Genomic DNA, 24,982 nt, shown 5'->3' with positions numbered 1-24,982 from the left:
GTTCAGGCGTCGACCGCTGTGCCGGGCACTGCGTGGGCAGTTCGAACAGGAGCACCGCAGGGTTGAGGGGTGGACTCAGGGGCGAGTTCAGCGGTGAGCTCAGGGCCGGAGCCCCGGCTGGGGTCCCAGCTGGGCTCCGTTCCGTGTTCCGGGCCGGGTGCGACGCGGGCGAAGACCTCGTCCGGGCCGGTGCCGGAACTTTCTCCCTCGGTCAGCAAGTACGCCTGCGCCTCGCCGACGTGAAAATACATGCCGTGAAGCTGCAAGGTGCCCGCGGCGAGTCGGCGCGCCACCGAATCATGGGCCCGCAGGTGATCCAACTGCTGGACCACATTGGTCAGGCAGAGCTGCTCCACCGCATCGGCGGGAAGCCGACCGGAGATACGTGCCCAGGTGTGGTGGCGGGACTTCATGCGATCGAGGCTCGGCAGGCCGTGCCGCAACCAACGCCACAGGGGTGTCCTGGGAGCATCCGGCGCGCCCCCGAGGAGAGCCTGCATGGCGCCGCACCCGGAGTGACCGCAGATGGTGATCGACTCGACCTTCAGCACATCCACCGCGTACTCGATCGCGGCAGCCACGGAGTCGTCGCTGCTCTCGCCCTCCGTGTCCGGCAGCGGGACAAGATTTCCGACGTTCCTCACGGTGAAGAGGTCCCCTGGACCGCTTGATGTGATCATGCTGGTCACCAGGCGGGAATCGGCGCAGGTGATGAACAGCTGGGAGGGCCGTTGGCCCTCGGCGGCCAGCCGGGCCAGCTCTTCGCGAACCAGTGGGGCAGTGGTGCGCTGAAAGGAGCTGAGGCCCCTGAGCAGCCAATGGGCACCGCGCCGGTCGGTCGTGTGGGCAGTCGAGGCGGGGGTCGAGGTGGAAGCCGTCGCCGTGGAGGGCGACGCTGTGGAGGCCGCGCTCTCGATGGCGTGCTCGGACCGGTCGTGGCAGTGATGGTTGCGCCACGGGGTCCACGGGCGGCAGCAGGAATGGGCCGCCGACGCAGGCTCCCCGATCCTGCCCCCGGACCGCCCGGTGAAGACGATCCGGCCGCCCAGCGCGATCTGACTGGTACGCCACTCCTGGATCGTCTCGTAGGCCGCATGGTCCATGAAGAAGCCGTCCAACTCGACGATCGCGTCAGCCCCTTGAGGGAGCCGCCCGAGCGTCCGGCTGAGCCTGGGAACGGCCAGGAAGGTCAGCTGCCCCCGGACGGTCACCAGATACCTGCCCTCCTGCTCCGACACCGTGATCCTGGTGCGGGCCAGCCGGTGCAGGGCGATGACCACGGCCACGGCGATTCCGATCGCCACGCCCTTGAGGACGCCGGCCAGGATCACCCCGGTGATCGTGGCTCCGTACACCGGGAATTCGCGGTGCTTATGAACGTTGCGGATGTGAGCGAAGCTGACCATCTGGATGCCGACCACCATCACCAGGGCGGCGAGGGCGGCCAGCGGGATCCATTCGAGAGCTGCGACCAGCAGCACGGCGGCGAGCAGCACCCAGAAGCCGTGCAGCACCGTGGCGGATCGCCCCGTCGCCCCCGCCCGTACATTCGCCGAACTGCGCACTGCACCCCCGGACACCGGGAGCCCGCCGAACATTCCCGCCAGCGTGTTGGCGATGCCCTGGGCGCGCAGCTCGCGGTCGAGATCGGAGCGCTTCACGGGCGAGGCCGGTGTCGTGCCGTCCTTGGGCGGGGCGGCTGCCCGGTCGGCCGCCAGTTTGTCCACGGCGACCGCGGAGAGCAGGGATTCCAGGCTGGCGACCAGCATGACCGTGAGGACTGCGGTGGCCAGGGCGGCGGCAGACCCCTGCGGCAGTTCAGGCAGTGCGTGCGAGCTCCAGGACGGCAGGTCGACCCGGGCGATTCCGGGTGTGGCCACAGCGGCCACGGCCGTCGCGATCGCGACGGCGGCGAGTGCTGCCGGAATCCTGCCCACCATGAGCCCGACGCGACCTGGTAGTCGCGGCCACAGGACGAGCAGAGCGATGGTCAGTCCGCCGATGAAGGGTGCGGCCGGGCTGAGATGCGTCAACTGGGCAGGCAACGCCAGGGCGTTGTCGAGGACGGAGCTCTGCGGTGTGCTGCCGAGCACGATGTGCAGCTGGGCGAGCGCGATGGCCACACCGATGCCGGCGAGGGTGCCGTGGACGATGGCGGGGCTGACGGCCAGCGCGCTGCGGGCGGCTCTCAGGGAGCCCAGCAGGATTTGGAGGAGTCCTGCGCCGATGGTGATCGCGCAGGTGGTTCGCCAGCCGTAGATCTGGATCAGCTCGGCTGTGACCACGGTCAGCCCGGCGGACGGGCCGCTGACCTGGAGGGGAGCGCCGCCGAGCAGTCCGGCGACGATGCCGCCGATGGCCGCGGAGACCAGTCCGGCCTCAAGGGGGGCGTCCATGGCGACGGCGAGGCCGAGCGACATGGGGACGGCGATCAGGAAGACAGTGATCGAGGCGGACAGGTTGGCGCCCGAGATGCGGAAACGACGTCCTCGCGGCGGTGGTGGGGGGCTGTGAGTTCGCTTGATCCCCGAGTCTCGGGGCGGGCGCGAACTGCGGGATGGGTGGTCGTTGCGGGTGGGGACGCAGGCAGACATGTTCCCGTCTCCTCCGGGGCAGCGCGGTCGCGGAAAGTGATGACGCGGCCGTGGGTCACGGCGTGCAGCGGCGGGATTTCTCAACTCTCAGTAAACGGATCGTAATGGAGAGTAAAGAATTGTGTCCATGCTTTCGATCACATAGCCCATTGAGTCACTCGATCAAGTGAATAAGCAGCTTTTCATCCGGCTTGTCGTACTGATTCCCGCAGAGCTGCGTGCGACGTTGACGGCGCCGTGTGGCACTTCAACGCACAACTTCTGCAAGGAAGAGGGTGGACGGAATGATGGCCGCCACGAAGCGGATCGCCCTGGGCGCCGTAGCCACTGCATTGATCGCCGGCCTGGCGGGCTGCTCGGGTACCGGAGCCGGTGGTGCCGGTTCCGGCACCGGGAAGAAGTCAGCCGCCGACGCGGAGGAGCACTCGCCGGCGGCAGCGCCCAAGGGTGCGGTCAAGGTCATCGGTGACGGCTCGACGGCCTATACCGGAGCTCAGCCGAAACTCCCCGTGGCGAAGCCACTGAAGGCAGGCCAGAAGCCTCCGCAGTTCGTGGTGTTCTCCTGGGACGGCGCGGGGGAGGACAGCCAGAAGCTCTTCTCGCACTTCCGCAGCGTCGCGAAGAAGTACGACGCGAAGATGACGTACTTCCTCAGCGGCGTGTATCTGCTGCCGGAGGAGAAGAAGGCCCTCTACGACCCTCCGCAACACTCGGTCGGCCGCTCCGACATCGGCTTCAACGACACCGAGGGCATCCGCGCCACGCTGGACGAACTGCGTGCCGCCTGGCTCGACGGCAACGAGATCGGCACCCACTTCAACGGGCACTTCTGCGGCCCGGACGGTGGTGTGGGCACCTGGTCGGTGGAGGAGTGGAAGAGCGAGATCAGCCAGGCGAAGTCCTTCGTCAAGAACTGGAAGACCAACGCCCCGCTGCTCAAGACCGAAGCCCCGTTGCCCTTCGACTACGACAAGGAACTTGTCGGCGCGCGCACACCCTGCCTCGAAGGGCAGAAGAACATGGTCGCAGCGGCCCGCACGATGGGATTCCGCTATGACTCGAGCGGCGTCGGCAACCAGGTCTGGCCCGCGAAGAAGGACGGCCTCTGGGATCTCCCCCTCCAGCTCGTGCCGGTTCCCGGCCGCGCCTTCGAGACCCTCTCGATGGACTACAACTTCATGTTCAACCAGTCCGGCACGACGCAGGGGGACCCGAACCAGCACGCGTACTGGGGAAACCAGATGCGAGACGGTCTGCTTCAGGCCTTCGCTCGCTCGTACAACGGCAACCGGGCGCCTCTGATCATCGGCAATCACTTCGAGTCCTGGAACGGTGGCACCTATATGCGTGCCATCGAGGAGACGATCAAGACCGTCTGCACCCAGCAGGACGTGCGGTGTGTCTCCTTCCGTCAGCTTGCCGACTGGCTGGACGCGCAGGACCCGGCGACGTTGTCCAGGCTCGGAACGCTGAAGGTCGGCGAGGAGCCCAAGCAGGGATGGGCGTCCTTCCTCGGAGGGGTCGCTCCGAGGAAGGACGCCGGCAGCCCCGTACCGGCCGGGCCTGCTGACCGGTCGGCAGACAAGGGCACCGACGGAAGCGCGGAGTAGGGACTCTCGTCCGGAGCATGACCTGCCGGTCGACCCACCCGTCGGCGGATCGCGGGCCGCCGACCGGGTCCGGGGTTCGTGGGCCGGCCAGGTCAGGCCGGCTGGGCGGCGCCCACGTCCGTGAAGCGTTCGGTCAGTACGAAGGCGGGGTCGACCTGGGCAGCCAGGTCGGCACCCGTCTTCTCGTTGCCCCAGCTCTCCGCGTTCTTCAGGTGGAAGTGCACCATCTGGCGGGTGTAGCGCTCCCAGTCGCGCTGCTCGTACGAGTCCTCCGCGGCGTTCTGCAGGGCCTGCAGGGCCATCCGGTTGTCGGCCTCCAGCAGATCGAACGGTGCAGGCCGGCCCTTTTCCATGGTCCGTACCCAGTTGGACTGGCCGATGCCGACCAGCAGGTCGTCGCCGACCTCCGCACGCAGGAACTCGAGATCGTCCTCGCCCTGCACCTTGTTGCCGACGACCTTCAGGGCGACGCCGAAGTCCCGCGCGTACTCCTTGTACTGGCGATACACGGAGACCCCCTTCCGGGTCGGCTCGGCCACCAGGAATGTCATATCGAAGCGCGTGAACATCCCGGACGCGAACGAGTCGGACCCCGCCGTCATGTCGACCACTACGTATTCGTCCGGACCGTCGACCAGATGGTTGAGGCACAGCTCGACCGCTCCGACCTTGGAGTGGTAGCAAGCCACCCCGAGGTCGGACTCGGTGAACGGGCCGGTGGCCATCAGCCGGATGTCCCCGTCGTCGAGCCTCACCGTCCGTGCGCAGGCTTCGTAGACGGGGTTGTCCTCGCGGACCCGCAGCAGCCGTGATCCCTCGCCCGGCGGCGTCGTTTTGATCATCGTCTCGGCAGACGCGATGCGCGGGTTGCTGCCGCGCAGATAGTCCTTGATGAGAGGCAGCTGCGCCCCCATGGCGGGCAGGGCGGCGGCTTCCGTCTCGTCCAGGCCGAGCGCGGCCCCGAGATGCTGGTTGATGTCGGCGTCCACCGCGACGACGTGAGCTTCATTGGCAGCGAGGTGGCGGATGAAGAGCGAGGACAGCGTGGTCTTGCCGCTGCCGCCCTTCCCCACGAAAGCGATCTTCATGTTCACCTAGGGTAGCGGTCTTGTTGCGCACTGCAGTCAAAGTTCGTGAAGAAGGCCACTCCGGGGAGGGATCCGTGCGGGGGGCGCGTAGCCTCGCTACTTATGAGTACGACTGCCTCAGACCCGCTCGCCGCCCTGGGCGCCCTGCCGGGCGTCGCCGATGCTGTGGACTCCGTACGCAAGTCCGTCGACAGGGTGTACGGCCACCGTGTCATGCGGCGCCGCAGTAATGAGGTCACCGCGGAGGCGGCCCTGCGGGGTGCGCGTGGCTCGGCTGCGCTCTCGGGTGCCGACTGGAACCTGGAGGAGGTGCGTCGGCGTACGGACTTCAGCGGCGAGGACGAGGCGCGCACGATCGGGGCCGCCTTGAGGCTGACCGCGGAGGCGGGCCAGTTGCTCTCCATCTGGCGGCAGTCCCCCCTGCGGGTCCTGGCGCGGCTGCACCTGGTCGCGGCCGGCGGGGCGACTCGTGACGATGCCGTCGGGCGCCCTCGGCTGCCGGGTGAGCCGGTGGACGAGCCGCTCATCGAAGCGCCTGTTCCGGACGCCGATGAAGTCGCCGGGCGTCTGGAGGGGCTGTCCCAGCTGATCATTGCCGGGAGCGAGGCGCCTGCGCTGGTGACGGCGTCGATCGTGCACGGTGAACTGCTGGCGCTGCGCCCCTTCGGCTCGCACAACGGCTTGGTGGCCCGCACCGCTGAACGGATCGTGCTGATCGGGAGTGGTCTCGACCCGAAGTCGATCTGCCCCGCCGAAGTGGGCCACGCGGAGCAGGGGCGGGCGGCGTACGTCGCGGGCTTCGAGGGCTATCTCTCCGGGAAGCCGGAGGGTATGGCGGCCTGGATCGCGCACTGCGGGCGCTCGGTGGAGCTGGGCACCAGGGAGTCGACGGCGGTGTGCGAAGCGCTGCAGCGAGGCGCTGCTTAGGGCGTCGGTGGTCGGCGGACGCGCTTGGTGCGGCGTCGGAAAAGGGTTGCGGCGGTACCGATTCCGGTACCGCCGCTGGCATGTCCGCCCAGGTACCAAGCGTCCTCGATATATGCCCATCAGGTCGGGTACTTTGCCCGTCACCTGGTGCGGCTGGCCCGTAATCGACGGGTCGACGTCGCGTGGGTGCTCGGCTTTCATGCGCGGTCCGTGGGGCCAAACTCTGCGTTCGAAGGTCATCCTCTCGGATGTCCTTGGTCTCGCGGGCCGTTGAGTCCTTTGTACTCCAGGACCGGGAGTAGCGGAAGCCCTGGCTGCACTTCTTTACTTTTAGGTTCAAATAAGGGTGAGTCGGACACTGTCCGGTTGTGGCTGCCGAGCCGCCGTGCGGCTCTTTCGGTGTCCGGTCGCATTGGCGCCGTCAGGTGGTGACGGAGGCGGCGCGGCGCCGGTTGACGTACCAGACCAGCCCCGCTGTGAGGGCGGCGGCTCCGACTGCTGCGGCGGCCACGAGAGCCGGTCGCGGCGGCATCGAGAACGCGGGCAGTCGTTGCTTGAGGCGTACCGGCCGGTCGAAGACGAGAATCGGCCATTCCCTGAGGGTGGCCTCGCGCCTCAGTGCTCGGTCCGGGTTGACCGCGTGGGGGTGGCCTACGGACTCCAGCATCGGTACATCGGTGGCGGAGTCGCTGTAGGCGTAGCAGCGCGAAAGGTCGTATCCCTCCGATGCGGCGAGCTCCTTGACGGCCTCGGCCTTCGTCGGTCCGTAGGCGTAGTACTCGATCTCTCCGGTGAAGCAGCCGTCGTCGCCGACCACCATCCGGGTCGCGACGACACGGTCGGCGCCGAGCAGCTCGCCGATCGGTTCGACGACTTCGGCGCCCGAGGTCGACACGATGACCACGTCCCGCCCAGCTGCGTGGTGTTCCTCGATGAGGGTTGCAGCCTCGTCGTAGATGATCGGGTCGATCAGATCGTGAAGAGTCTCGGCGACGATCTCCTTGACCTGCTGGACGTTCCATCCCTTGCAGAGCGCTGAGAGATATTCGCGCATCCGCTCCATCTGGTCGTGATCGGCGCCACCGGCGAGGAAGACGAACTGTGTGTACGCGGTGCGCAGTACGGCACGGCGGTTGATCAGCCCGCCTTGGTAGAAGGACTTGCTGAAGGTCAGCGTCGATGACTTCGCAATGACCGTCTTGTCCAGGTCAAAGAAGGCTGCTGTGCGCGGCGAGAAGCAGTTTTCCACAAAGGTGAGCATAGGGGCCCACCATTCGGCGTAAACCCCGGTGGGTGGGTTTGCCTGAGAAGGCTCTCGGGTACACCATGGAAGTCACGGATCGTTCGCGACCGTGCTAACCCGGTCCGGCTCCTCCCCCCCCGAGTCGGCCGTGGGGACGACCCCCGCTCTCCCCCCCGGCGGGGGTCGTCGCATGTCCGGACGCTTTTTTGCCACCCGGAATCACCGGAATCAAGTCTCCTCCTCCCTTTGCGCCTGTGTGGGCCCGGGCTCTGCCGCGGGCTCACACAAGCATGTCTCGTCACGCTGTGTAGCGGAATGGCTGCGCTGTGAAAGTCGCCGGTATGAGCTACCGAGATATTCACAATGCCGAAGTTGTCCACAGTTTTCGAGCAAGATCCACATGTTTTTCCGAGGCGCTGCATGTTGATTCCACCCGCGAAGTCCGCGGGTTCCGGAATCGCGCTTCTCGGATCCGTCCGAGATCGCCGCGAACCGTACTGAAGGGGCAGTGAGAAGGGGGCGGAGATCGTGGCTGGATCCCTCGCACAAGAAGGTCTGCAGATCGATGGCGAGCGGCGGGGCGGACCGTTGATCGTGACCGAGGACGTGGAGTTGCTGGACGATCTGCTGAGGCTCTGCGCGGCTGCCGGGGCGGTGCCGGAAGTCCATCAGGGTCCCCTCGGACGGAGGGGTGGCTGGGAACAGGCTCCCATGGTCCTGGTGGGCGATGACGCGGCCCTTCGGTGTCGCGGGGCGGCCCGTAGGAGTGGGGTGATGCTCGTCGGGCGGGACCAGGACGACCCGGGTGTGTGGCGCCGGGCGGTGGAGATCGGGGCCGAATATGTTCTGCGGCTTCCTGATTCCGAGGGCTGGCTCGTCGACCAGATCGCCAATGCGGCCGAAGGTGTGGGCCGTCCCGCGCTCACTGTCGGAGTGATGGGAGGAAGGGGTGGCTCCGGCGCGTCCACTCTGGCTTGTGCGCTCGCCGTGACGGCAGCCGGCTCGGGCAGGCGAACGATGCTGATCGACGGCGATCCCTTGGGCGGCGGCATCGACGTTCTGCTCGGAGGCGAAGGAAGCGACGGAATGCGGTGGCCGGATTTCGCCCGTTCCAAAGGCAGGGTGGGCAGTGGCGCACTTGAAGAGTCCTTGCCCGCGCTGCACGGTCTGCGGGTGCTCAGTTGGGGGCGGGACGACGAGGTAGTCATCCCGCCGCAGGCCATGCAAGCGGTGCTCGCGGCCGCACGCCGGCTGGGCGGGGTGGTCATCGTGGACCTGCCGCGCAGGGTCGACGAAAGTGTCGCCGAGGCGCTTGCCCAGCTGGATCTCGGGCTGCTGGTGGTGCCTGGAGAACTCAGGGCGGTTGCGGCAGCCAAACGCGTGGCGTCGTCGGCCGGAATGGTGCTGGAGGACCTTCGGGTCGTCGCGCGGGGCCCCTATGCGGCAGGGCTCGACGAACAGTGGGTGGCCCACGCGCTGGGCCTCCCCCTCGTCGGAGATCTGCCCCGGGAAACCGGGTTGTCGGCGTCACAGGACGGCGGCAGGCCGCCGGGGTCCGATCCTCGCGGTCCACTGGCCCGGTTCTGTACGGCGTTCTGGGATCTGGCGGACGCCCCGGGCAGCGCTGGCGGCCTTGTCGCAGGGCGTTCCGGGGGAGGCGTGTCATGACGGAGGCCCTGCTCGACGCGGTTCGTCAACGCCTCGCCCGCAGCGGCGAGGCGCCGACCCCGGCCGGCGTGGCGGCCGCCCTCAGAGCGCAGGGCCGCCTGCTCGGTGATGCGGAAGTGCTTGGGGCGGCAGAGGAGTTGCGCGGCGAGCTGGTCGGCACGGGAGTGCTGGAGAGACTGCTGGCAGACCCGGCGGTGACCGACGTACTGGTGTCCGCCCCGGACCGGGTGTGGGTGGACCGGGGAGGCGGACTCGAGTTGACCGGGGTCACCTTTTCGGATGCGGCCGCCGTCCGGAGACTGGCGCAGAGGCTCGCCGCTGTGGCAGGACGCCGACTGGATGACGCTCGGCCGTGGGTGGACGCGAGACTGCCGGACGGTACCCGGATGCATGCGGTACTTCCGCCTGTGTCCGTGGGCTCGACATGCCTGTCGCTGCGGGTGGTTCGGCCCCGGGCTTTCGCTCTGGCGGAGCTTGTCGGGGCGGGCACGGTCCCGCCCGGGGGTGACCGTTTCCTGAGGGCGCTGGTCGAGGCGAGGGTCTCGTACCTCATCAGCGGAGGAACCGGGGCGGGCAACCCGGAACCAGATCTAAGACACCCCTAGCGCAATCGGGGCCCACAGGCTGTGGATAGCGCCTCTCGCGAGCCTCTGACCTGCATGTTTATGGTGCCAGAAAGCGGCGAAGGTCAGCACCGGGCGGGGCCTTTGAATCAAAGGTTGAGGTACGAACCGGACATGACGGAGCCCCTGCCGCGTGTGCGACCGGGGCGCGTCCGGAGGTCAGGCAGCTACCGACCGGTGTTCGGTCCACGCCCGCGCAGCCTCCGAGAGGGCGTTCCGGTGGGGCAGCGGATCGGTTCGCTCCCTGCTTTCCCACACCGCGCACAGCGACTGCGCGAACACACTGATGGCCCGGTCGGACGCCAGGTCGTAGGCGGGCACCAGGCGGGCGACGGCCTCAGCCTCCTCTGCCGTATGACCGGCATGGATGAGACGCGGCACGGTGAACGCAGTGTCTGCCCACGCCGGAGCCGGACAAGCCAGCGCCCAGTCGACGAGGACGATGCCGTCAGCAGTGCGCAGCATGTTCAACGGCGACATGTCGGTGTGGGCCAGGGTGGCCCCGGTCAGAACATCGCCATGCCCGGGAGGAACGAGCGCTCCCCACCTGGCCGGGAGTGGCTTCTTCTTCACGGCCGCCGGCCACGGAGTCCCGGACATCGTGCGCAGCATCGCGACCAGGGCGGGCAGATCCTCGGAACGAGGAGACAGGTCCGGGTGCGGGCCGTCGATGAACTCGTACCCGCCGACCAGCCAGCCGCCATCCTCGATCTGCCACAGCAGGGTGGGGGCGTTCAGGGCCTGCGCCGTCACCTGCGCTTCGAGTCGGTACATCCAAGCGGTGGGGGCGTCCAGCGGCGTGCCCTTGACGAACACGCGATGCCCGCTGGCCGTGCGCAGTGTGCAGGCGAGGGGGGACATCACTCCCTCGGTGGCCGTCTCGGCGCCCTCGATTGGGCCGGTGTGGGCGGCGACGGCGCGCCGCGTTGCGAGCGGAAGTTCTGTCCAAGCTGTGCGCTGCACGGAGGCTGCTCCTCGTAGGACACGGGCCGACCCCCGACCCAGCCACAGAGTGGCACAAGATCGGGGGCCGACGGACGGGATGCTCAGATGGTCTGAGCGGTGTTGTGCTTCGGGCTGTTGTGGCAGTTCGCGTGGCACTGCGAGCAGTCCGCAATGTCGAGTTCGGGCCAGAACTCCTCGTCGACGAGGTACCCGGCGGCGGTGATCGCGTCGACGGTGCGGGCGCGCAGAGCCTTCCCGCCGCCGTGCTCGTCCTTGTCCAGGAAGCCGGGCTGGTGGTCGACGAACTTGCCGAGTCGGTCGGTGCAGAACTCGCGGTACGCCTTCGTGTGGAGGAGGAAGGCGTGCCAGAAGTCGTCCACCATCGGGGACGGGCTCACCGGCTCCGGGCTGTCGACGCCGGCGGCGAGGAAGGCGAGCATCTGGCCGACGCCGCGGTGGGCGAACTCGGCCTTCATCTCGGGGAACTTGTGGAGCATGTTCGCCACGAGGATGCCGCGCATCTCCGGGTTGAGCAGGGTTGCCGCATCGATCGCGGGCTGTGTCTGTAAGGGGTTCATTGCTGTGTTCCCTCCTGGTTGGAGTGGTGCACTGCGGTTGCTGGCCCGCCTCGGTTCGGGCGGGAGTCTGTGGGGTCGGGCGCCGGCGGGCAGTCGCCGGGGTCGTGGACGACGATCCGGATATCGGCAGCGGATATGCGCGGTACCCAGTGGACGGGGCCGCTCTCCACGGCGTGGCCGCACGAGGCGCAGATGCCGCTGCCGCGGGTGGGCTCTTCGTCCCACATGGGGCTCATCGGCAGCGCGGGCAGGTGCAGGGCGGGTAGGCGCCGGTTGCCGAGGGTCCGTTCGCGGGGACGGTCTCGTACTGCTTGAGCGGGGTGCGGTCGCCGGTCTTCGCGTCCACGCGGTAGACGTTGATCGTGAGCCCTGGCCGGGGGGTGCCGCTGCCTGTAGTCGTCACGCATTCAAGATGGCGCGACCACATAGAGTTGCGCGGCGTCGGTGCAGGCGTCATACCGGCGACATACGGGGCGTCATTTCGGTGTCATTCAAAGGGGGTTGGGCGCTACCGTTCAGGCATGGCCACACCGAACAGCACCCTGCGAGCGGTCCGCCTCGGTCTGCTCATGTCCCAAGACGACTTCGCCCGCGCGGTCCGCGATGCCGGTACCCGCACGGGCCAGCCCAACGACGCGAACAAGCGGCTCGTCCAGCGCTGGGAATCCGGGGCGACCACCGCACCCCGCCCCGTGTACGCGCGCGCCCTCGAAACAGTGACCGGCCTGCCCATCGAATCCCTCGGGTTCGCCGGCGCTACCCCCTCCGTCCGGATCTCCGGTGACGGGCACGGCGGCCACGACATGCAGCCCACCACCAACCAGACGATCCCCGCCCCACCGCAGAGCGAAGCCCAGGCGGCGCGCGGCAACCACTCCGGGGTGTGGCTGTCCCGGTACGAGTACTTCTCCAGCGGGCGGGACGCTGCGTTCGTCGGGCAGCACTATGTCGTGGTGCTGCAGCACGGCAACCGGCTGACTGTGCGGAGCCTGCCTGGATCCTCTGACAGCCCGCTGACGATGGACCTTGAGGTCGACGGGCACGTCGCCACCGGTACGTGGACGGAGCAGACCGCGAACGAGAGCTACTACCGGGGCGCCCGTTACCACGGCGCGATCCAGCTCTTGGTCGAGACGACCGGCCGGCGGATGACCGGCAAGTGGGTGGGCTTCGGTAAGGAGTTCGACGTGAACACGGGGCCGTGGCAGCTGGTGTTCCAGGATGCGTCGACGAACAAGGCGACCCTGGCCGCGTACAACAAGCGGCCCGACGCCTGACCCCGGACACGACGAAGCGCCCCCCGCGCGGCCGTTGGTGGCCGAGCAGGGGGCGTGATCGCTTTACGGGCATCCATAAGGTGACAAGCGTTTTCACTTTCGGGGTGCCACGAAAGTGATCACGGGTACTGGCGGCGAGCAGGATCCAACGCCAACGGCCCGGGAGACGGCTCCGGGTCCGGCTGCTCCGGTGCCCCATCCCGGCGGCACATCAGCCCATCCGGATCTCCCGGCGGCGGCTGCAGGCTGTACCCGCCCGGGCACGTCTGCCCATCCGAACCGTCCCGCCCATCAGCCCCGTCGGACCCGTCCTTCCCCGCGGGACCGGCCGGGCCAGCTGGGCCGACCGCACCGGCGCTACCGTCCCGCCCCGGCGCGCCAGTGACCGCAGGCCCTGGTGACCCTGGCTCGCCGTCCTTGCCGTCTTCCCCATCCACACCGGGAGAGCCCTGCGCACCCGGCGGCCCCGGGATGGGCACCGGCACCTCCACCCGGTCGGGCAGATCGTCCACGGCGGCCGCCGGATCCGGGGCGGCAGGGGTCCCGCCCTCGGCCTGAATCTGCGCGCGCAACGTCCGCACGTCCCCGGCCAGCGTGCTCACCGCATCACCCCTGCGGTCTGCCTCAGCGGCCACCTGCCGGGTCCGTTGAGCCTCAGCATCAATGCGGAGCCACACCAGGAGAACAGCCCCGGACAGCACCAGCAGAACAGCGGCGAGGGCGAACGATCGCCACCGGCGTGCAAGAACATTCGGACTGCGGTGCATCACGACGGGGTTCCTCCCAGCTCGGCAATGCGCGCATGCAGCCGGGCATTCTCGGTAGTCAGCTCAGTGATCTGCGCGAGAAGCGCGGTCTTGCCCGCTCGCTCACCGTCGAGCTCCGCACGCGCCGCAGAGAGGGCCAGTTCGTTCTCGGCCAGCTTCTGTTGGACCCTGTCCCGCTCTTCTTGCAGGTTGTCGACCAGCGTTGAGTAGCCGCCGAGCACGGTCCCGGACTGGGTCACACGGTTCTCGCCGCGCTTCCCGATCCAGGCGCCCGTGGCCGTTGCGAGCCCGACGACGATGACACCGACCGCGCCGAGCGTCGCAGCGTCCACGTGCATGCCTCCTGGTACGAGGATTGATCAGATGCCTGCCGGGCCACGCGGCGTATGCCGGGCCAGCCAGCCGCCGACGAACGTGATCGCGGCCGGGACCAGGGCGAGCACGAACGGGCTCAGCACGCCGGGCATCCACTCCACCAGGCGGGCATCGTCCTGTACCGCGCCGAGCGAGGCGAGGAGCCCGGTCGACGCGACGTAGGCGCCGGCGGATGCGGCGGTGACCTTCTTCTCTACACGGGCAGCCATGTCAGGACTCCTTCGTTTCCAGCGCGGTCATGCGCTTTTCCAGAGCGTCGATTCGCTCGTCGGTCGTGGGGGGTTTCGGCGCCGGCGGGGTCGGGGTGGTCGGCGGCTTCGGTGCGGTGGGCGACCAGGACGCGGAGTGCTTCAACCGCTCGGCCACATCGGCCCGGATCCCGGGCATGCCGCCGCTGATCCCCTTCGGGTCGACCTTCCCGGGCTGCCACTCGGCGTGGCCGATGACCGAGGTGGGCCCGTCCTTGCCCCAGCCGTGCGCCCGAACGAGGGCGGCCGACGCGCGGACGATTGCGTCACGCTGCACCGGCGGCCACGGGTCCTTGCCGTCGCCGAGGTTCTCGCACTCGAACCCGTAGAAGTGCCGGTTTCCGTCGGTGTTCGCCTCGTTGTCCGCGGGCAGAGCCTTCTCCGCGATGACCGCGGCGAGCACGTCGTCATCCCCGAGCCCGGCATGGTTCGTCCGGCCGTAGCCGACGAGGTGGACGGTGCCGTCCTTCGCGATGACGCCGTGGCAGAGCGGGCCGGGCAGGGTGCTGTGTCCGGTGCGGCAGAGGGCCACCGTGGACGCGGTGCCCTTGGTCACGGTGTGATGAATCATCACCCCGTGGACCGGTCCCCACGCGCCCTTGTGGTTGCGGTTGTGGGTGCGCCAGTCGCCGACCTCGACAACGCGCAGCCCCTCGGCCTTCAGCGCCGCGATGAACGCGGCAGCAGACAGTGGTGCGGCCATGTGCTCTCCAGACATGCAGAAGGCCCCGGCCAGCAGGCGCGGGGCAGGGATGATTCAGCAGGGGTCAGGCGGTGGGCGTGGCCACCAACGGGCGGACGATCATCTGCCCGTACCCCGCATCGCAGGTCAGGAGGTCGTTGCCGCCGTTCTTCGCCCAGGCAGTGGAGTGCGCGTCCGCCTGGAGCACGACGACCATGCGGTCCCCGGGCGGCCAGTCCTCCGGGATGGTGTGCAGGCGGCTGATGTGCAGCGGCAGATGATGTCGGTCAGGGCTGACGTTGTCGCCCCCTGAGTGGCTGATGCGCCACCAAGGGCCGGTGCTGATGCCGGGCCCAACGTAGGTGTACGCCCACAGATGCCAGCCCACCCCGACCGTGTAGCGGATCCCTCCGTCCCGGCCGCAGTCGTTGGTGACCCGGGCGTCCGCCGTGATGTCCAGCTGATCGCCCGGGCGAAGCGGCCCGGTGACCACCAGATACAGGGGCCGCGGCGTGCTCGGCGTCAGGTCGACCGGAATGGACGAGGAGCGCAGCAGTTCGCTGGCCAGGGGGGCAAGTGGGGCAAGGGGCATGGGTTACGGCACCTCATAGATGGTCACGATGATGCGAGTGAACGCACCGAGGATCTGGATTCCGGTGCCGGTGGACATCACGCCGCGGAGCTTGAGGGTGTGCGACCCGGCCGAGGCGAGGATCCCGGACCACTGTTGTGCCGCCGTGCCGAAGTCGGTGGTGACCTCGCCGGACCACCGCGCGTTGCCGGAGGCCTGAACCCCATCGACGTGCAGGATGCCCTCGGCAAGAGCGGTGGTGGCTGACGTGATGTCGAAAACGAAGGTGCCAGTGACCACGTACCGGGCGTTCGCCGTGCCGGTGGTCAGAGTGACTGTCGCCCCAGCGACGTCAGCTTCCGTGGTCGTCAACGCCAGGTTGCTGGACCCGGTCGCCTCGTTGACCACGGGCTGCATCCGGTTGAACTGGCCAGCCGTGAGGACCTGGCCCGCAAGAACGGGCATGCGTACCTCCTGCTACAGCGCGACGCGCATCGGATAGGTGAGCTTCAGCGGTTCCCCGGCGGCCTGTGCCTTGACGATCCCGTTGATGCTGCGCGTCACGGTGAATGTCTGGGCGAGCCCGGTTCCGGTGCACGCGGTCACCCGCATCACCTCGCCGCCGACAGTCACGTCGAACGGGAACATGGCGGGGAACACGGCCGAGGTGATCCACCGGGGGCCCGGGGAGCTGGTCACCCCGACAGACGCGGCAGTCGAGGTGATTGCTCCGGTGAGAGTGCAGCCGTCCGTGTCCGCTCGGCCGCTCAGCGGGTCTTCCAGCACGCCTACCGCCCATGGGCCGGCGGGCGTGCAGTTCATGGCCAGCTTCCACTCGAACCGGCCGAGGGCCTCGGTGTAGCCGCGCATGTGCTGGTCGATCAGCCCCGGTGGCAGCCATGGTGGGGTGTTGTCGATGGTGACCCGGTCCCCGATGTCCATGCTGAGGACGTCCTCGATGAGGTGGGGGGCTTTGTGTAGCCACACCGTGATCGTGGGGTACCGCTCCTCGTCCCAGGTGCCCAGATGCATGCGCCACTGGGCGATCAGTGGGGGCTGTGCGTCTGTGTACAGGGACAGAGTCAGGGCCTCGTCATACGGGCCGACCCCGTCCGGCGGTGGCTGTACGGACAGCGGCCCGGACTCCAGGACCGCACGCCCCGAGGACCCGCCGGAGCGGGTCACGGTGACGTCGTTCCGTACTGCCTGGTCGTCCGGTGCGGGCTCCAGCGGCGGTGGCACTTCCCCGGCCGAGTAGTCGAGGGCCAGGCGGGCGGGCTGGTTGTACAGCGATGTCCGGTCCCGGTAGATCAGGGCGGTGCGGTCGAGGCGCTCGTACAGGATCCCGCCGTCGGTGGCGGCCGCCTCCTCGAAGAGGGTGAGGAGCGTGTTCGGGCGCTGCGGGCCGAGCTTCTCGGACGGTGTGCTGGTGTCGCCGTCGACCCAGCTCAGGGCGACCTGGTCGGACTCTTCGTTGGCGAGCCGGTACAGCCGGTCCAGGACCGTGTCGCCCGAGAAACCATGATCAGCCGAGGTGTACGCGGTGGTGACCGCGGCCGGCAGGACCGCGACGTGCCCGACCTTCAGCCCGGTGACTGACGCGCCGAAGGTTGTGTTGATCTCGGTGACCCGGCCGGTGGTGCCCGCATAGGTGGACCCGAACCCGCCCGCCGACCCGCCGATGTTGAACCAGTCGATCCTCCATGTGACGGTGCCGCCAGACGCGGACGCCCGGAAATAGAACCGCTGCCAGCCGGAGAACACGTCGGCGCCGATGCCGATGAAGTGCTCAACAGTCAGCGTGCCGTCCGAGGTGTAGCCCCGAACGGTGGCCGTTCCGGACCGCTGGAGAATCTGCCACCGGGTGATGGTGCCCGTGGCCCGCCACGACAGGAACTCGCCGTCGGAGACGGGAGCGGTGTCGACGGCGTACACCATGTGCACCGACCACTCCGTCGGCGTCGCCGAGGGTGCGGGCACAGTGCCCCGCATCTTCGATCCGGCGGCCACCGAGGGCAGGGCCGCCGACCCGGCCAGGCTGCTGTCCTGCCCGAACCGGAACCCGGTGGACACCACCAGCGGGTTGACGCCTGCGATCGGTGAGTAGGCCTGAAGGGCGCCATCCTCGTCCTCGCACGGCCAGTACGCCAGCGGGGCGAACGCGGGGATTCTCCGGCGCAGGGTGGAGCCCAGGGCCTTCTTGCCCTGGCCCATCCTGCGCAGCACCCCGGCCGCCTCGATGGGTACCCACACGTCGGAGCCAGAGACATCCCAACGGGTCGGCCAGGCGCTGATCTCCCCGTGAAAGCGGTACTGGCGGTCGCTGATCGAGGCGTCCGCGCCCAGCGTCCACACTCGGCCGGCACTGTCCGTGAACCCGGTCGCACCCTCGGCCAGGGCCCGGACGTCCGGGGATGCGACGACAGTGCCGGCGATCCCGGACCGCACCTCGGCACAGTGAATCCGGCCCTGAGCGGGCACGGCCCCCGACACAGCGGGCAGCGCGATCTCCAGCGGTGCGGTGCTCGAGTAGATGCTGATCGCCGGAGTTGACGTGTACGGGTCGCCGAACTCCACCCACGGCCCGGCCAGGGACTCAGCCCAGTACCGCCGGGCCGTGTGACCGCCCGCCCCGTTGTTCACGTCCATCGTGACCCGGAGCGCCGCCCGCCTCGGCAGGGCCGGCAGCGTCCAGGCGTAGTTGAACGAATCCGCTCCGGTCGTCGACCAGTAGATGGCCAGCGAGCCGGAGTTCAGGGCCAGCATGTACGACCGCTGATTCGTGGCGGAGATCCACTTGCCGAGCAGCGGCTGAATGCCCGTCGCACTCCAGTCCATGGTGGCCTCGACACGCAGGTCGAAGTCCCCCGTGATGTCGAGCGCGGCCAGGTCCGGTGTGCGGGCGTAGGAGGTGGCACTGCCCTCCACCGCCAGGTACGACTCCGGCCCCCGCACCGACACCCGGATCGGTGTGTTCCTGCCGATCAGCCCGTAGTACGGAGAGAGCGGGTTCCTCGGGGAGTACTTGCCGTGCCGGTTGTTGAGCTTCAGCCGGCACTTCGACGGGGCGGCCTTTGCCGCCTCGCTCTTCGTGCCCCGCTCGATGGTGATCGGCTCGCTCTCCCGCACGTCTCCGGTAACGACGGTCCAGGTGCCACCGATCTGGAACTCGGTACGGCGGTCCAGAGGGAAGGTCATGCCGCTCCTCAGGGGGTCAGGAGGATCAGGGGGTCACCACGGCCGTCGGTCCGGACGGCCCGCTGGATGGCGGCCACGATGAAGTCGTCCGCCTCGGACCCGCCGGAGCGGATTTCCAGGACGGTCCGGGCTTGACCGGCGGTCTTGCCGACGGACGGGGCGCGCATGTCCTGCCCCGTGTTGATCATCTGGTCGAGCTTCGACAGAGGCAGGATCGCCTCGTCCTCCCGGCCTTCACCGACCATCGCGAGAGTTGCCCCAGTGGCGATACCGCCGTCGGCGAGCATCGGGATGTTCGGCGTCGACAGGGTCAGCGACGGGATGCTGACGCCCATGATCGAGCCGCCACCGATCGTGAACGACAGGTTGTTCCAGCCGCTGATCAGGGAGTTGACCATGCTCTTGAAGGACCGGCTGATCCCGTCCCACATGCCCGACGCGGCGCGGGAGATCTTCCCGGGCAGGCCGCCGATCCAGGACACGACCTGACCGAACCACGAGCTGACGCGGCCGGGGATCGCAGCGAGCCAGCCGACGATGCCGAGCACGTCGTTCACGGCCGTCTCGATCTGCTTCGTCACCCAGGACCAGGCCTGCCCCGTTTTCTGTGCCACCCAGTCCCAGGCGGCGCCCACCTGGTCTTTGATCCACTGCCAGGCCTCGCCGAGCTTGACGACGATCCAGTCCCAGACGCGCCCCGTGGCGGCGGCGATCTCGTCCCAGTAGACGATGATCAGGACGATCACGGCGATCAGCGCCAGGATCCCCAGGATGATCCACGCGACGGGGTTCGCCAACATCGCGATATTTACCAGCCAGATCACCGCGGCCATGATTCCCAGGGCCACGGCCAGGCCGAGGACGATCGGGACCAGGGTCTCCATCAGTCCTTTGTGCTCGGTGAAGAAACCGGAGACCAGGAGCAGCACAGGCAGGAGCGCCTCACCCAGGCCCTGTGTCAGGATCCGCATCGCGGAGTCCATCTGCTGGGCGGGGTCGTCCTCCATGCCGGCGGCCAGGGCAGCCGAGCTGCCAGCCGCCTTGTCCATGCCCGCGGATGCTGCGGCAGTCGCCGGGTCGAGGGCGAACAACGCCTCGCCCATGACGTTCGCGGGATCACCGAACAGCGCGGCCGCCGCAGTCAACTTGGTCTGCTCGTTCTCTGTGCCGCGCAGGCCGTCCATCGTCATCTGGAGAGCCTTCTCCGCTGACTCGCCACCGGCCCCGATCAGCTTCGCCATCTCCGAGCTGCTCAGGCCGATGCTCGTGAACGCATCGTCGATGGGCTTGCCACCGGCCAGTGCGCGTTCGCCGAACTGGCCGATCGCGTCGGCGACCTGGTCGAGGTCGCGGGCACCGGCCTTCACGGCCTGGCTGAGCAGACCCATGGACGTCTCGCCGTCCAGGCCTACCCGACGGAACTGGGTCGAGTACTCCTGGATGGTGGGCAGCAGGTCGTCCCGCAGCTCGGCGGGGATGGTCTGCATGGCCTTGGTGACGAGGTCGAATCCCTCGGTGGCGTCGGAGACCAATCCGGTTTTGATGAGCTGGCCGACCGCGCCTGTGGCGTCGGCGACGTCCACCTCGAACCGGGTGGCGAGAGCCATGGCGCTCTTGCTCATCGCCGTGAGCTCTGCCTCGGTGAACGTGCTGAGCTCACCGATGCCGGACTGGATACCGCCCAGCGACGTTGCCACCTCGTCCAGCGATCCGCCGAAACCAGCGGAGTACACGTCGCCTGCGACGCTGCCAGCGCGGGCGGCCTCCGCCTCGGTGAGGCCGAGCTGGTCCTCCAGTTTGGTCTGCGCGGACGCGATGTCCATGGCGGAGCTGATGCCGATCGCGAAGACAGCACCGGCAGCGACACCGGCAGCGGCAGCCGGGCCGGCCATCTTGTCGAGCTTGCCGGCCACCTCGTCCGCACCCTCGTCCACACCCGAGGAATCCATACCGATCCGCACGATGAGTTCGTCGAGCAGCGCCATCAGGTTCTCCGTCCTCGCGATTCGGCCTCGTCGTATCCGGCCTGGATTCCTCGGACTGCCGCCAGCAGCTCGCGGCCGCTCTTGGGCGGGCGCGCCTTGCGGCTCCACTCGATCAAGTGGTCTTTGAACTTGGGCTTCTTGCCCTTGCGCATGTGCGGCGCGGCGACGTCCATGCCGAGCCGTGCGAAGAGGGCGTCGAATCGCTGCGGGCCGGCCGGGCCGTAGAGGTTCTGGTACGCCACCATGCGGATCATCTGCTCCTCGGTGAACCGCTGCAGAACCTCGTCCGGCGTCATGTGGAAGGTGACGGCCAGGTCGTAGACCAGCTTCAGCTCTGGCCGCTGCCGAAATCCGACTCGGCCGCCGCGACCTTCTGCTTGAAGTCGCGGTCCTCACCACTGAGGTGGTGCACGAGCACGAACAGGCCGGTGACGATTCCGGCCTGCCGCTTCGACAGGATGGAGATGCCCTCACGCAGGTCAGGGAAGACGAGCTCGTCCGTCTCCTGGTCGCGCAGGGCCTTGGCGACGATCTCCGCCCGGTTGGAGCGGATCGACATTTCCATGCCGTCCGCCTTGTCCTGGCGGGTCATCTTGGACACCTTGTTCTGGTAGGCCTCCCAGTCCCCACTGGGCAGACCGGTGACGCGGAACATCACCCCGGGTGCCCACTCGGGAATCTCCACGTCGTCCTGGACCTGGATGTCGTCCGCGTTGCGGATGAGTTCCTTCAGACTCGGCATGATCAGGCTCCCGTCGCGGTCAGGACCGGCTTGCCACTGATCTTGAATGTGGCGGTCCGCTCCATCTGGGCGTCGGTCGGGTACTCGTCGCCGAGGTCGGTGATGAGCGCGGAGAATTCCCAGGTGTGCTCGTCGACCGTGCCCGGCAGCATGATGACCTGGTAGTCGCGCAGGTCGTCCTCTTCGAAGTCCGCGTCCAGCGACGCGTGCGTGGCCGAAGCCGGGTCGTAGTTCAGGGTGAGCTCCACCTCACCGCCGTCCTTCAATCCCTTGATGAACTCCCGGTAGTTGTTTGGGGAGTCGTGGGTGGTGACCTCGATGGCCTCCCGCGAACGGTTGGGGCCGGAGATGTCGGAGACGTTGGCGATCGCTTCGAACACCCCGGGGACAGCGGTGTCCCGGAGGAACTGGGTCCCCTTGGCATTGATACCGGGCATGACGGGCTCCTTCTGTGCATGAGAAAGCCCCCAGCCGATACGGTCCGGGGGCGGCTTGAAGCGCGGCCGGTCAGGCCGGCGGCTGCTCGGTGATGATCCGGTAGCGGAGCACGACGTGCCGGATGTTGCCCGGCGTCTCCGGGTCGGTCAGCGTCTGGGAAAACTCGTACCGGGTGACGATGTGCGTCAGCCCGATGACGGTCAGCGGCTGGTGGTCCAGCAGAGCCGTGACCCGGTCGGCGATCTGATGCGCCTGCGCGTAGCCGTGGTACTGCGACCACACGTGCAGGGTGACGGTCGTCTGCCGCCCGTACCGGTCGTGCGCGTTGTCGGGGGTTTCGGTCGCCTCGCCCACCACGACATAGGGGAACGGGGTGGTCTCGGGCAGGTAGTCGTACACCCCGCTGACGAGCTCCCCCAGCTGCTCGTCCGTGCGCAGACGCCCCATGATGGCGGTCTGAACGGCCGCCATCGGCGAGAACACGGCGGTCATCGCAGGGCCCTCCGGATCTCCTGCCGCAGCCGCTCCTCGAACTTGGCCCGCTCCTCCTCGAGGGCGGGGCCCAGGGCGGGTTGTGCCGGGATGCGGCTGGTGCCGTGCTCGTGGATCGACGCGTACCAGTCGTGCCGGTTCTTCCAGCCGACGACGGCTGTGAGCCCCTCGTCCTGGTAGTCGATGCTGAGCTCGTTGCGCAGGTTGCCCGTGTCGACGCGCACGTTCTGCCGGGCTTGGGCCTGGACCGCTTCTGCGGACTCCTTCACGGTCCTCTTCGCAGCGGCCTCGATCTCCGGGGCGAGGGCCTGCAGCTGCTCACGCAACCGGTCCAGGCCCTCGATCTGTACGGTCGGCTGTGCCATATCAGGCCCCCTACCTCTTACGCATGTCGCGCCGGATCACGGCAAGTTCGCCGGCCACGGCGAGCAGCCCCCACGCCACCGCGGCGACGACGTCTGTGTCGATGTCTCCGAGGCCGAGGCAGTCCTCGGCCCGGCGGCGCGCTTCGTTCGGAGCGATCTCCGGAAGTCGAGGCGTGTCCTGTTCTGCCATGTCAGGCTCCCTGTCGCTCGATCAGCTTGGACTCGGCCTTGCGGTAGATGGGTGCGGACGGCTCGACAACGTAGCCGACGCGGAACACCTGGCCGTCCCCCCGCAGCTCGTCGCCCCGTTGCACGTCCGCGGTGGGCAGGAGGTAGATGTCGTGGGTGTGTTCGGCCCCGGCCTGCTGGGCCAGCATCCGGTCCGTGGCGGAGGGCTGGTCGACCTTCGCCGCCACGTCTGTCTGCCGGATGAGGGTGGCGGCCTGGCCGCCCATCCCGTCGTCGGTGAAGGATTCCCGCCACACTTCGAGGGTCCGGTTCAGCCGGTGCGAGATGTCCATCAGCGACTCGCCGGGCCGATGGCGTACCGCTCCAGCATGCCCATCTCGAAATCGGTCAGGGCCTGCCCGGTGCGCTGCTTGTCGTAGGTGACGGAGTAGTCGCCCAGTGACTCGGCCGCGACCGCTTCCTTCGGCGCGACCCAGGCGCGGGCGGCGAGCTGCAGGCACACCTGGACGACCGCGGCCGGTGCGACCGGGTAGCCGTGCGTACAGATCACCTCGACGTCCTCGTCGAGCGTCCAGCAGGCGTCGTAGCCGAGCCGGGTCAGGTTCCCGTACCGGTTCCACCGGTAGCCGACCCCGTCCACCAGGAGGACGCCGCCGACAGTGACGGAGGTGACCGCGGTCACCGGCATCTCGGGCAGGTTCAGCAGGCGCCGGCCGTTGCCGACCAGAACCAGCTCATCACCTGCGACCTCGTCGATGGTCTGGTTCAGGGCGGCCCGGATGACCGCCTCGGCCCCGGCGATCGTGTCCGTGGCCTGGGCCTCGTCGATGGTCGCGAGCCGGAGGCGGAGCCGTAGTTGTTCGGGCAGTGCCCATGGTGACGCCACAGTTCCGCCTCCCGCCTACTCGGTGGTGTCAGACGGTGCAGGCTCCGCCTGCTCAGGCTCAGGTTCGGCCTGCGCCTTGCCCTTGCGCGGAGCCCTGCGGGTCGCCGCCCGCTTCGCCCCGCCGTCCGCTGCCGTCGCGTGTCCGGCAGCGACCCATGACCGGCCCAGGGCGTCGTCGACCGTGACGACATCCCCGGACCGGTAGCGATTCCCGGCCCCGTCCGAGATGGACGTGACCGACGTGATCCGGATCCGCATCAGGACGCCGGGTGCGCGAGGATCCGCAGGGCGTCCGGGCGCACGACGTCGCCGCCGACACGCATCCGGATCTTCCAGCCGACCATGCCGTCCTCGGCATACAGCTGGTCCAGGACCTTGACCGTCATCCCGGCCCGGTCGTAGACCCGGTAGCCGGAGTTGAAGTCGCCGAACGCCACCGAGCGGGCGGACGCGGCGACCGCGGCGATGTCCTCCTGGTTCTCCAGCGCGTAGCCGAGGAACGTGTTCGGGCGGCCCGCCTGCACGGACTGCTGCCACACGTACTGGCCGTTGAGGTCCTTCAGGAGGGAGATGGCCAGCTCGGTCGTGGACGACAGGGCGAAGCGCCCGTTGCGGCGGTACTGCGCCGGGACGGCGTAGATCAGCTTCTTCATGTCGTCGACAGAGATCGCCGCAGCGGCCGCCGCGGCGACCGTAGCGACGCCACCGCCGGCGGTCATGAACCCGATCGGCTGCTGGGATGCGTGCCCGGTGCCGATGGTGAACGCGGTGTCCTCCGCCTCACCGACCGCGCGGCCGAAGCTGTCGCGGACGAACGCCTCGATGTTCGTGTCCGAGTCGTCGAGCTCGTCCTCGCCGACCTTCGCCAGACCGTAGAGGTCCTCGACGTAGGTGAACTCCTCCGTCGGCGTCGACGGCATCGAGTCGGTCAGGGCCGTACCGGTCTCCAGCTTGCCCCAGCCCACCGACACCTCGGACAGGCTGCGCCGGCGCACCCGGTTCGACGTCAGGCTGCGCTGCGAGGCCATCGCCCGCACGACCGTCAGGCCCGGCAGAGCCCGGTAGATCTCCGTCTCCAGGTCCTCGGGGACCAGGATCTCTCCGGCGGTGTTCTCGACCAGGGCGCGCTGCTCGGGTGCCATGCGCGGCAGGCCGCGGCGCAGGGCCTGGAAGAACGCGGACCGGCGCTCGGCCGAGCGTGCTTCCTGCCCGCCACGGTTGCCGTCGTCGGGGCGGTTCGCACCGCGCTGGATCGGCTCCGCCATCTGTGCCGAGCGCGCCTCCTCCGCCTCCTGGCGGTTGATGCGCTCGGTCAGGCTGGTGAAGTCGCCTTCGTGCCGGTCATAGGCCTGGCGCTCCTCCGCCTCCAGACCGCGGTTCGCGGCCTCGGCGGTCTCAGTGATGGCCCGCATCGACTCAACGACGCCGGCCCGCTGCTGACGCAGCTCCACGCTCGTGGGCATGGTGACTCCTTCACTCGTGGGTGTGGCA

General features: G+C 68.6%; 27 protein-coding genes and 1 pseudogene. 5 read left to right on the top strand and 23 right to left on the bottom strand.

Annotated features, from left to right (window positions below; translation table 11 throughout):
- Window positions 1–2 precede the first annotated feature (2 nt).
- Complete coding sequence (locus ACFW9O_RS06105) at window positions 3–2,594, bottom strand: SulP family inorganic anion transporter (protein WP_384605643.1); 2,592 nt, start codon at window positions 2,592–2,594, stop codon at window positions 3–5.
- 284 nt (window positions 2,595–2,878) lie between these two features.
- On the opposite strand from ACFW9O_RS06105, the gene ACFW9O_RS06100 reads away from it, so the two are divergent.
- A complete protein-coding gene (locus ACFW9O_RS06100; RefSeq protein WP_384605640.1) occupies window positions 2,879–4,204 on the top strand; it encodes a hypothetical protein in 1,326 nt (441 codons plus the stop codon).
- A gap of 92 nt (window positions 4,205–4,296) precedes the next feature.
- Here ACFW9O_RS06100 and ACFW9O_RS06095 read toward each other — a convergent pair whose 3' ends face one another.
- Window positions 4,297–5,292 carry an ATP-binding protein gene (locus ACFW9O_RS06095; RefSeq protein ID WP_351165655.1) on the bottom strand — a complete coding sequence of 332 codons (996 nt, stop codon included), beginning with the start codon at window positions 5,290–5,292 and terminating at the stop codon, window positions 4,297–4,299.
- Window positions 5,293–5,394: 102 nt separating this feature from the next.
- Here ACFW9O_RS06095 and ACFW9O_RS06090 point away from each other — a divergent pair, with 102 nt between their 5' ends.
- Window positions 5,395–6,219 (top strand): oxidoreductase, encoded by an 825-nt coding sequence (locus ACFW9O_RS06090; protein WP_384605637.1) that lies wholly within the window; start codon window positions 5,395–5,397, stop codon window positions 6,217–6,219.
- A 421-nt stretch (window positions 6,220–6,640) separates the two neighbouring features.
- Here the strand turns inward: ACFW9O_RS06090 and ACFW9O_RS06085 are convergent, their stop codons facing one another.
- Window positions 6,641–7,480, bottom strand: coding sequence for an HAD-IB family hydrolase (locus ACFW9O_RS06085; RefSeq protein ID WP_351165659.1), 840 nt, complete (start codon window positions 7,478–7,480; stop codon window positions 6,641–6,643).
- Window positions 7,481–7,990: 510 nt separating this feature from the next.
- Between ACFW9O_RS06085 and ssd the strand changes: the two genes are divergently transcribed.
- Both ssd and ACFW9O_RS06075 read left to right on the top strand, forming a co-directional pair.
- Complete coding sequence (gene ssd, locus ACFW9O_RS06080; RefSeq protein ID WP_384605634.1) at window positions 7,991–9,130, top strand: septum site-determining protein Ssd; 1,140 nt, start codon at window positions 7,991–7,993, stop codon at window positions 9,128–9,130.
- Window positions 9,127–9,705, top strand: a pseudogene (locus ACFW9O_RS06075) (ATPase, T2SS/T4P/T4SS family); the annotation flags it as partial. The gene ssd and the pseudogene ACFW9O_RS06075, both read left to right, overlap by 4 nt.
- Window positions 9,706–9,912: 207 nt before the next feature.
- On the opposite strand, the gene ACFW9O_RS06070 reads toward ACFW9O_RS06075, so the two are convergent.
- The 3 genes from ACFW9O_RS06070 to ACFW9O_RS06060 form a co-directional block, all read right to left on the bottom strand.
- Complete coding sequence (locus tag ACFW9O_RS06070) at window positions 9,913–10,716, bottom strand: hypothetical protein (RefSeq protein WP_384605631.1); 804 nt, start codon at window positions 10,714–10,716, stop codon at window positions 9,913–9,915.
- A gap of 83 nt (window positions 10,717–10,799) precedes the next feature.
- Window positions 10,800–11,276 (bottom strand): glycine-rich domain-containing protein, encoded by a 477-nt coding sequence (locus ACFW9O_RS06065; protein WP_384605629.1) that lies wholly within the window; start codon window positions 11,274–11,276, stop codon window positions 10,800–10,802.
- A gap of 232 nt (window positions 11,277–11,508) precedes the next feature.
- A complete protein-coding gene (locus ACFW9O_RS06060; protein WP_384605626.1) occupies window positions 11,509–11,679 on the bottom strand; it encodes a hypothetical protein in 171 nt (56 codons plus the stop codon).
- 118 nt (window positions 11,680–11,797) lie between these two features.
- Between ACFW9O_RS06060 and ACFW9O_RS06055 the strand changes: the two genes are divergently transcribed.
- Window positions 11,798–12,553 carry an XRE family transcriptional regulator gene (locus ACFW9O_RS06055; protein WP_384605623.1) on the top strand — a complete coding sequence of 252 codons (756 nt, stop codon included), beginning with the start codon at window positions 11,798–11,800 and terminating at the stop codon, window positions 12,551–12,553.
- A gap of 766 nt (window positions 12,554–13,319) precedes the next feature.
- On the opposite strand, the gene ACFW9O_RS06050 is transcribed toward ACFW9O_RS06055, so the two are convergent.
- From ACFW9O_RS06050 to ACFW9O_RS05970, 17 genes are all read right to left on the bottom strand, one after another.
- Window positions 13,320–13,658: a hypothetical protein gene (locus ACFW9O_RS06050; protein ID WP_384605620.1), complete on the bottom strand. Its 339-nt coding sequence runs from the start codon at window positions 13,656–13,658 to the stop codon at window positions 13,320–13,322.
- A gap of 21 nt (window positions 13,659–13,679) precedes the next feature.
- Window positions 13,680–13,904, bottom strand: coding sequence for a holin (locus ACFW9O_RS06045; RefSeq protein WP_384605617.1), 225 nt, complete (start codon window positions 13,902–13,904; stop codon window positions 13,680–13,682).
- Window position 13,905: 1 nt separating this feature from the next.
- Entirely contained in the window at window positions 13,906–14,646 is a 741-nt protein-coding gene (locus ACFW9O_RS06040) for an N-acetylmuramoyl-L-alanine amidase (RefSeq protein WP_384605614.1), read from the bottom strand.
- A 64-nt stretch (window positions 14,647–14,710) separates the two neighbouring features.
- A complete protein-coding gene (locus ACFW9O_RS06035; RefSeq protein ID WP_384605611.1) occupies window positions 14,711–15,217 on the bottom strand; it encodes a hypothetical protein in 507 nt (168 codons plus the stop codon).
- Window positions 15,218–15,220: 3 nt separating this feature from the next.
- Window positions 15,221–15,661: a hypothetical protein gene (locus ACFW9O_RS06030; protein ID WP_384605608.1), complete on the bottom strand. Its 441-nt coding sequence runs from the start codon at window positions 15,659–15,661 to the stop codon at window positions 15,221–15,223.
- Between the two features lie 12 nt (window positions 15,662–15,673).
- Complete coding sequence (locus tag ACFW9O_RS06025) at window positions 15,674–18,394, bottom strand: hypothetical protein (protein ID WP_384605605.1); 2,721 nt, start codon at window positions 18,392–18,394, stop codon at window positions 15,674–15,676.
- Between the two features lie 8 nt (window positions 18,395–18,402).
- Window positions 18,403–20,379: a hypothetical protein gene (locus tag ACFW9O_RS06020; protein WP_384605602.1), complete on the bottom strand. Its 1,977-nt coding sequence runs from the start codon at window positions 20,377–20,379 to the stop codon at window positions 18,403–18,405.
- A complete protein-coding gene (locus ACFW9O_RS06015; protein ID WP_384605599.1) occupies window positions 20,379–20,675 on the bottom strand; it encodes a hypothetical protein in 297 nt (98 codons plus the stop codon). The genes ACFW9O_RS06020 and ACFW9O_RS06015 overlap by 1 nt, the downstream gene beginning before the upstream one ends.
- A gap of 32 nt (window positions 20,676–20,707) precedes the next feature.
- A complete protein-coding gene (locus ACFW9O_RS06010) occupies window positions 20,708–21,121 on the bottom strand; it encodes a hypothetical protein (protein WP_384605596.1) in 414 nt (137 codons plus the stop codon).
- A 2-nt stretch (window positions 21,122–21,123) separates the two neighbouring features.
- Window positions 21,124–21,558: a phage tail tube protein gene (locus ACFW9O_RS06005; protein WP_384605593.1), complete on the bottom strand. Its 435-nt coding sequence runs from the start codon at window positions 21,556–21,558 to the stop codon at window positions 21,124–21,126.
- 70 nt (window positions 21,559–21,628) lie between these two features.
- Window positions 21,629–22,051 (bottom strand): DUF3168 domain-containing protein, encoded by a 423-nt coding sequence (locus tag ACFW9O_RS06000; RefSeq protein WP_384605591.1) that lies wholly within the window; start codon window positions 22,049–22,051, stop codon window positions 21,629–21,631.
- A complete protein-coding gene (locus ACFW9O_RS05995) occupies window positions 22,048–22,416 on the bottom strand; it encodes an HK97-gp10 family putative phage morphogenesis protein (protein ID WP_384605588.1) in 369 nt (122 codons plus the stop codon). The genes ACFW9O_RS06000 and ACFW9O_RS05995 overlap by 4 nt, the downstream gene beginning before the upstream one ends.
- A 10-nt stretch (window positions 22,417–22,426) precedes the next feature.
- Window positions 22,427–22,606, bottom strand: coding sequence for a hypothetical protein (locus tag ACFW9O_RS05990; protein WP_384605586.1), 180 nt, complete (start codon window positions 22,604–22,606; stop codon window positions 22,427–22,429).
- Window position 22,607: 1 nt separating this feature from the next.
- Window positions 22,608–22,937 (bottom strand): phage head closure protein, encoded by a 330-nt coding sequence (locus ACFW9O_RS05985; protein WP_384605583.1) that lies wholly within the window; start codon window positions 22,935–22,937, stop codon window positions 22,608–22,610.
- Window positions 22,937–23,491, bottom strand: a complete 555-nt coding sequence (locus ACFW9O_RS05980) for a hypothetical protein (protein WP_384605581.1) — start codon at window positions 23,489–23,491, stop codon at window positions 22,937–22,939. The genes ACFW9O_RS05985 and ACFW9O_RS05980 overlap by 1 nt, the downstream gene beginning before the upstream one ends.
- Window positions 23,492–23,506: 15 nt before the next feature.
- Window positions 23,507–23,749, bottom strand: coding sequence for a hypothetical protein (locus tag ACFW9O_RS05975; protein ID WP_384605580.1), 243 nt, complete (start codon window positions 23,747–23,749; stop codon window positions 23,507–23,509).
- Entirely contained in the window at window positions 23,749–24,954 is a 1,206-nt protein-coding gene (locus ACFW9O_RS05970) for a phage major capsid protein (RefSeq protein ID WP_384605577.1), read from the bottom strand. The genes ACFW9O_RS05975 and ACFW9O_RS05970 overlap by 1 nt, the downstream gene beginning before the upstream one ends.
- Window positions 24,955–24,982 lie beyond the last annotated feature (28 nt).

Source organism: Streptomyces sp. NPDC059499 (assembly GCF_042749285.1).
In the GTDB taxonomy this organism is placed as follows: Bacteria; Actinomycetota; Actinomycetes; order Streptomycetales; family Streptomycetaceae; genus Streptomyces.
Note: the sequence above shows the minus strand (reverse complement) of the source record. Positions and strands in the feature narration are given on the sequence as shown.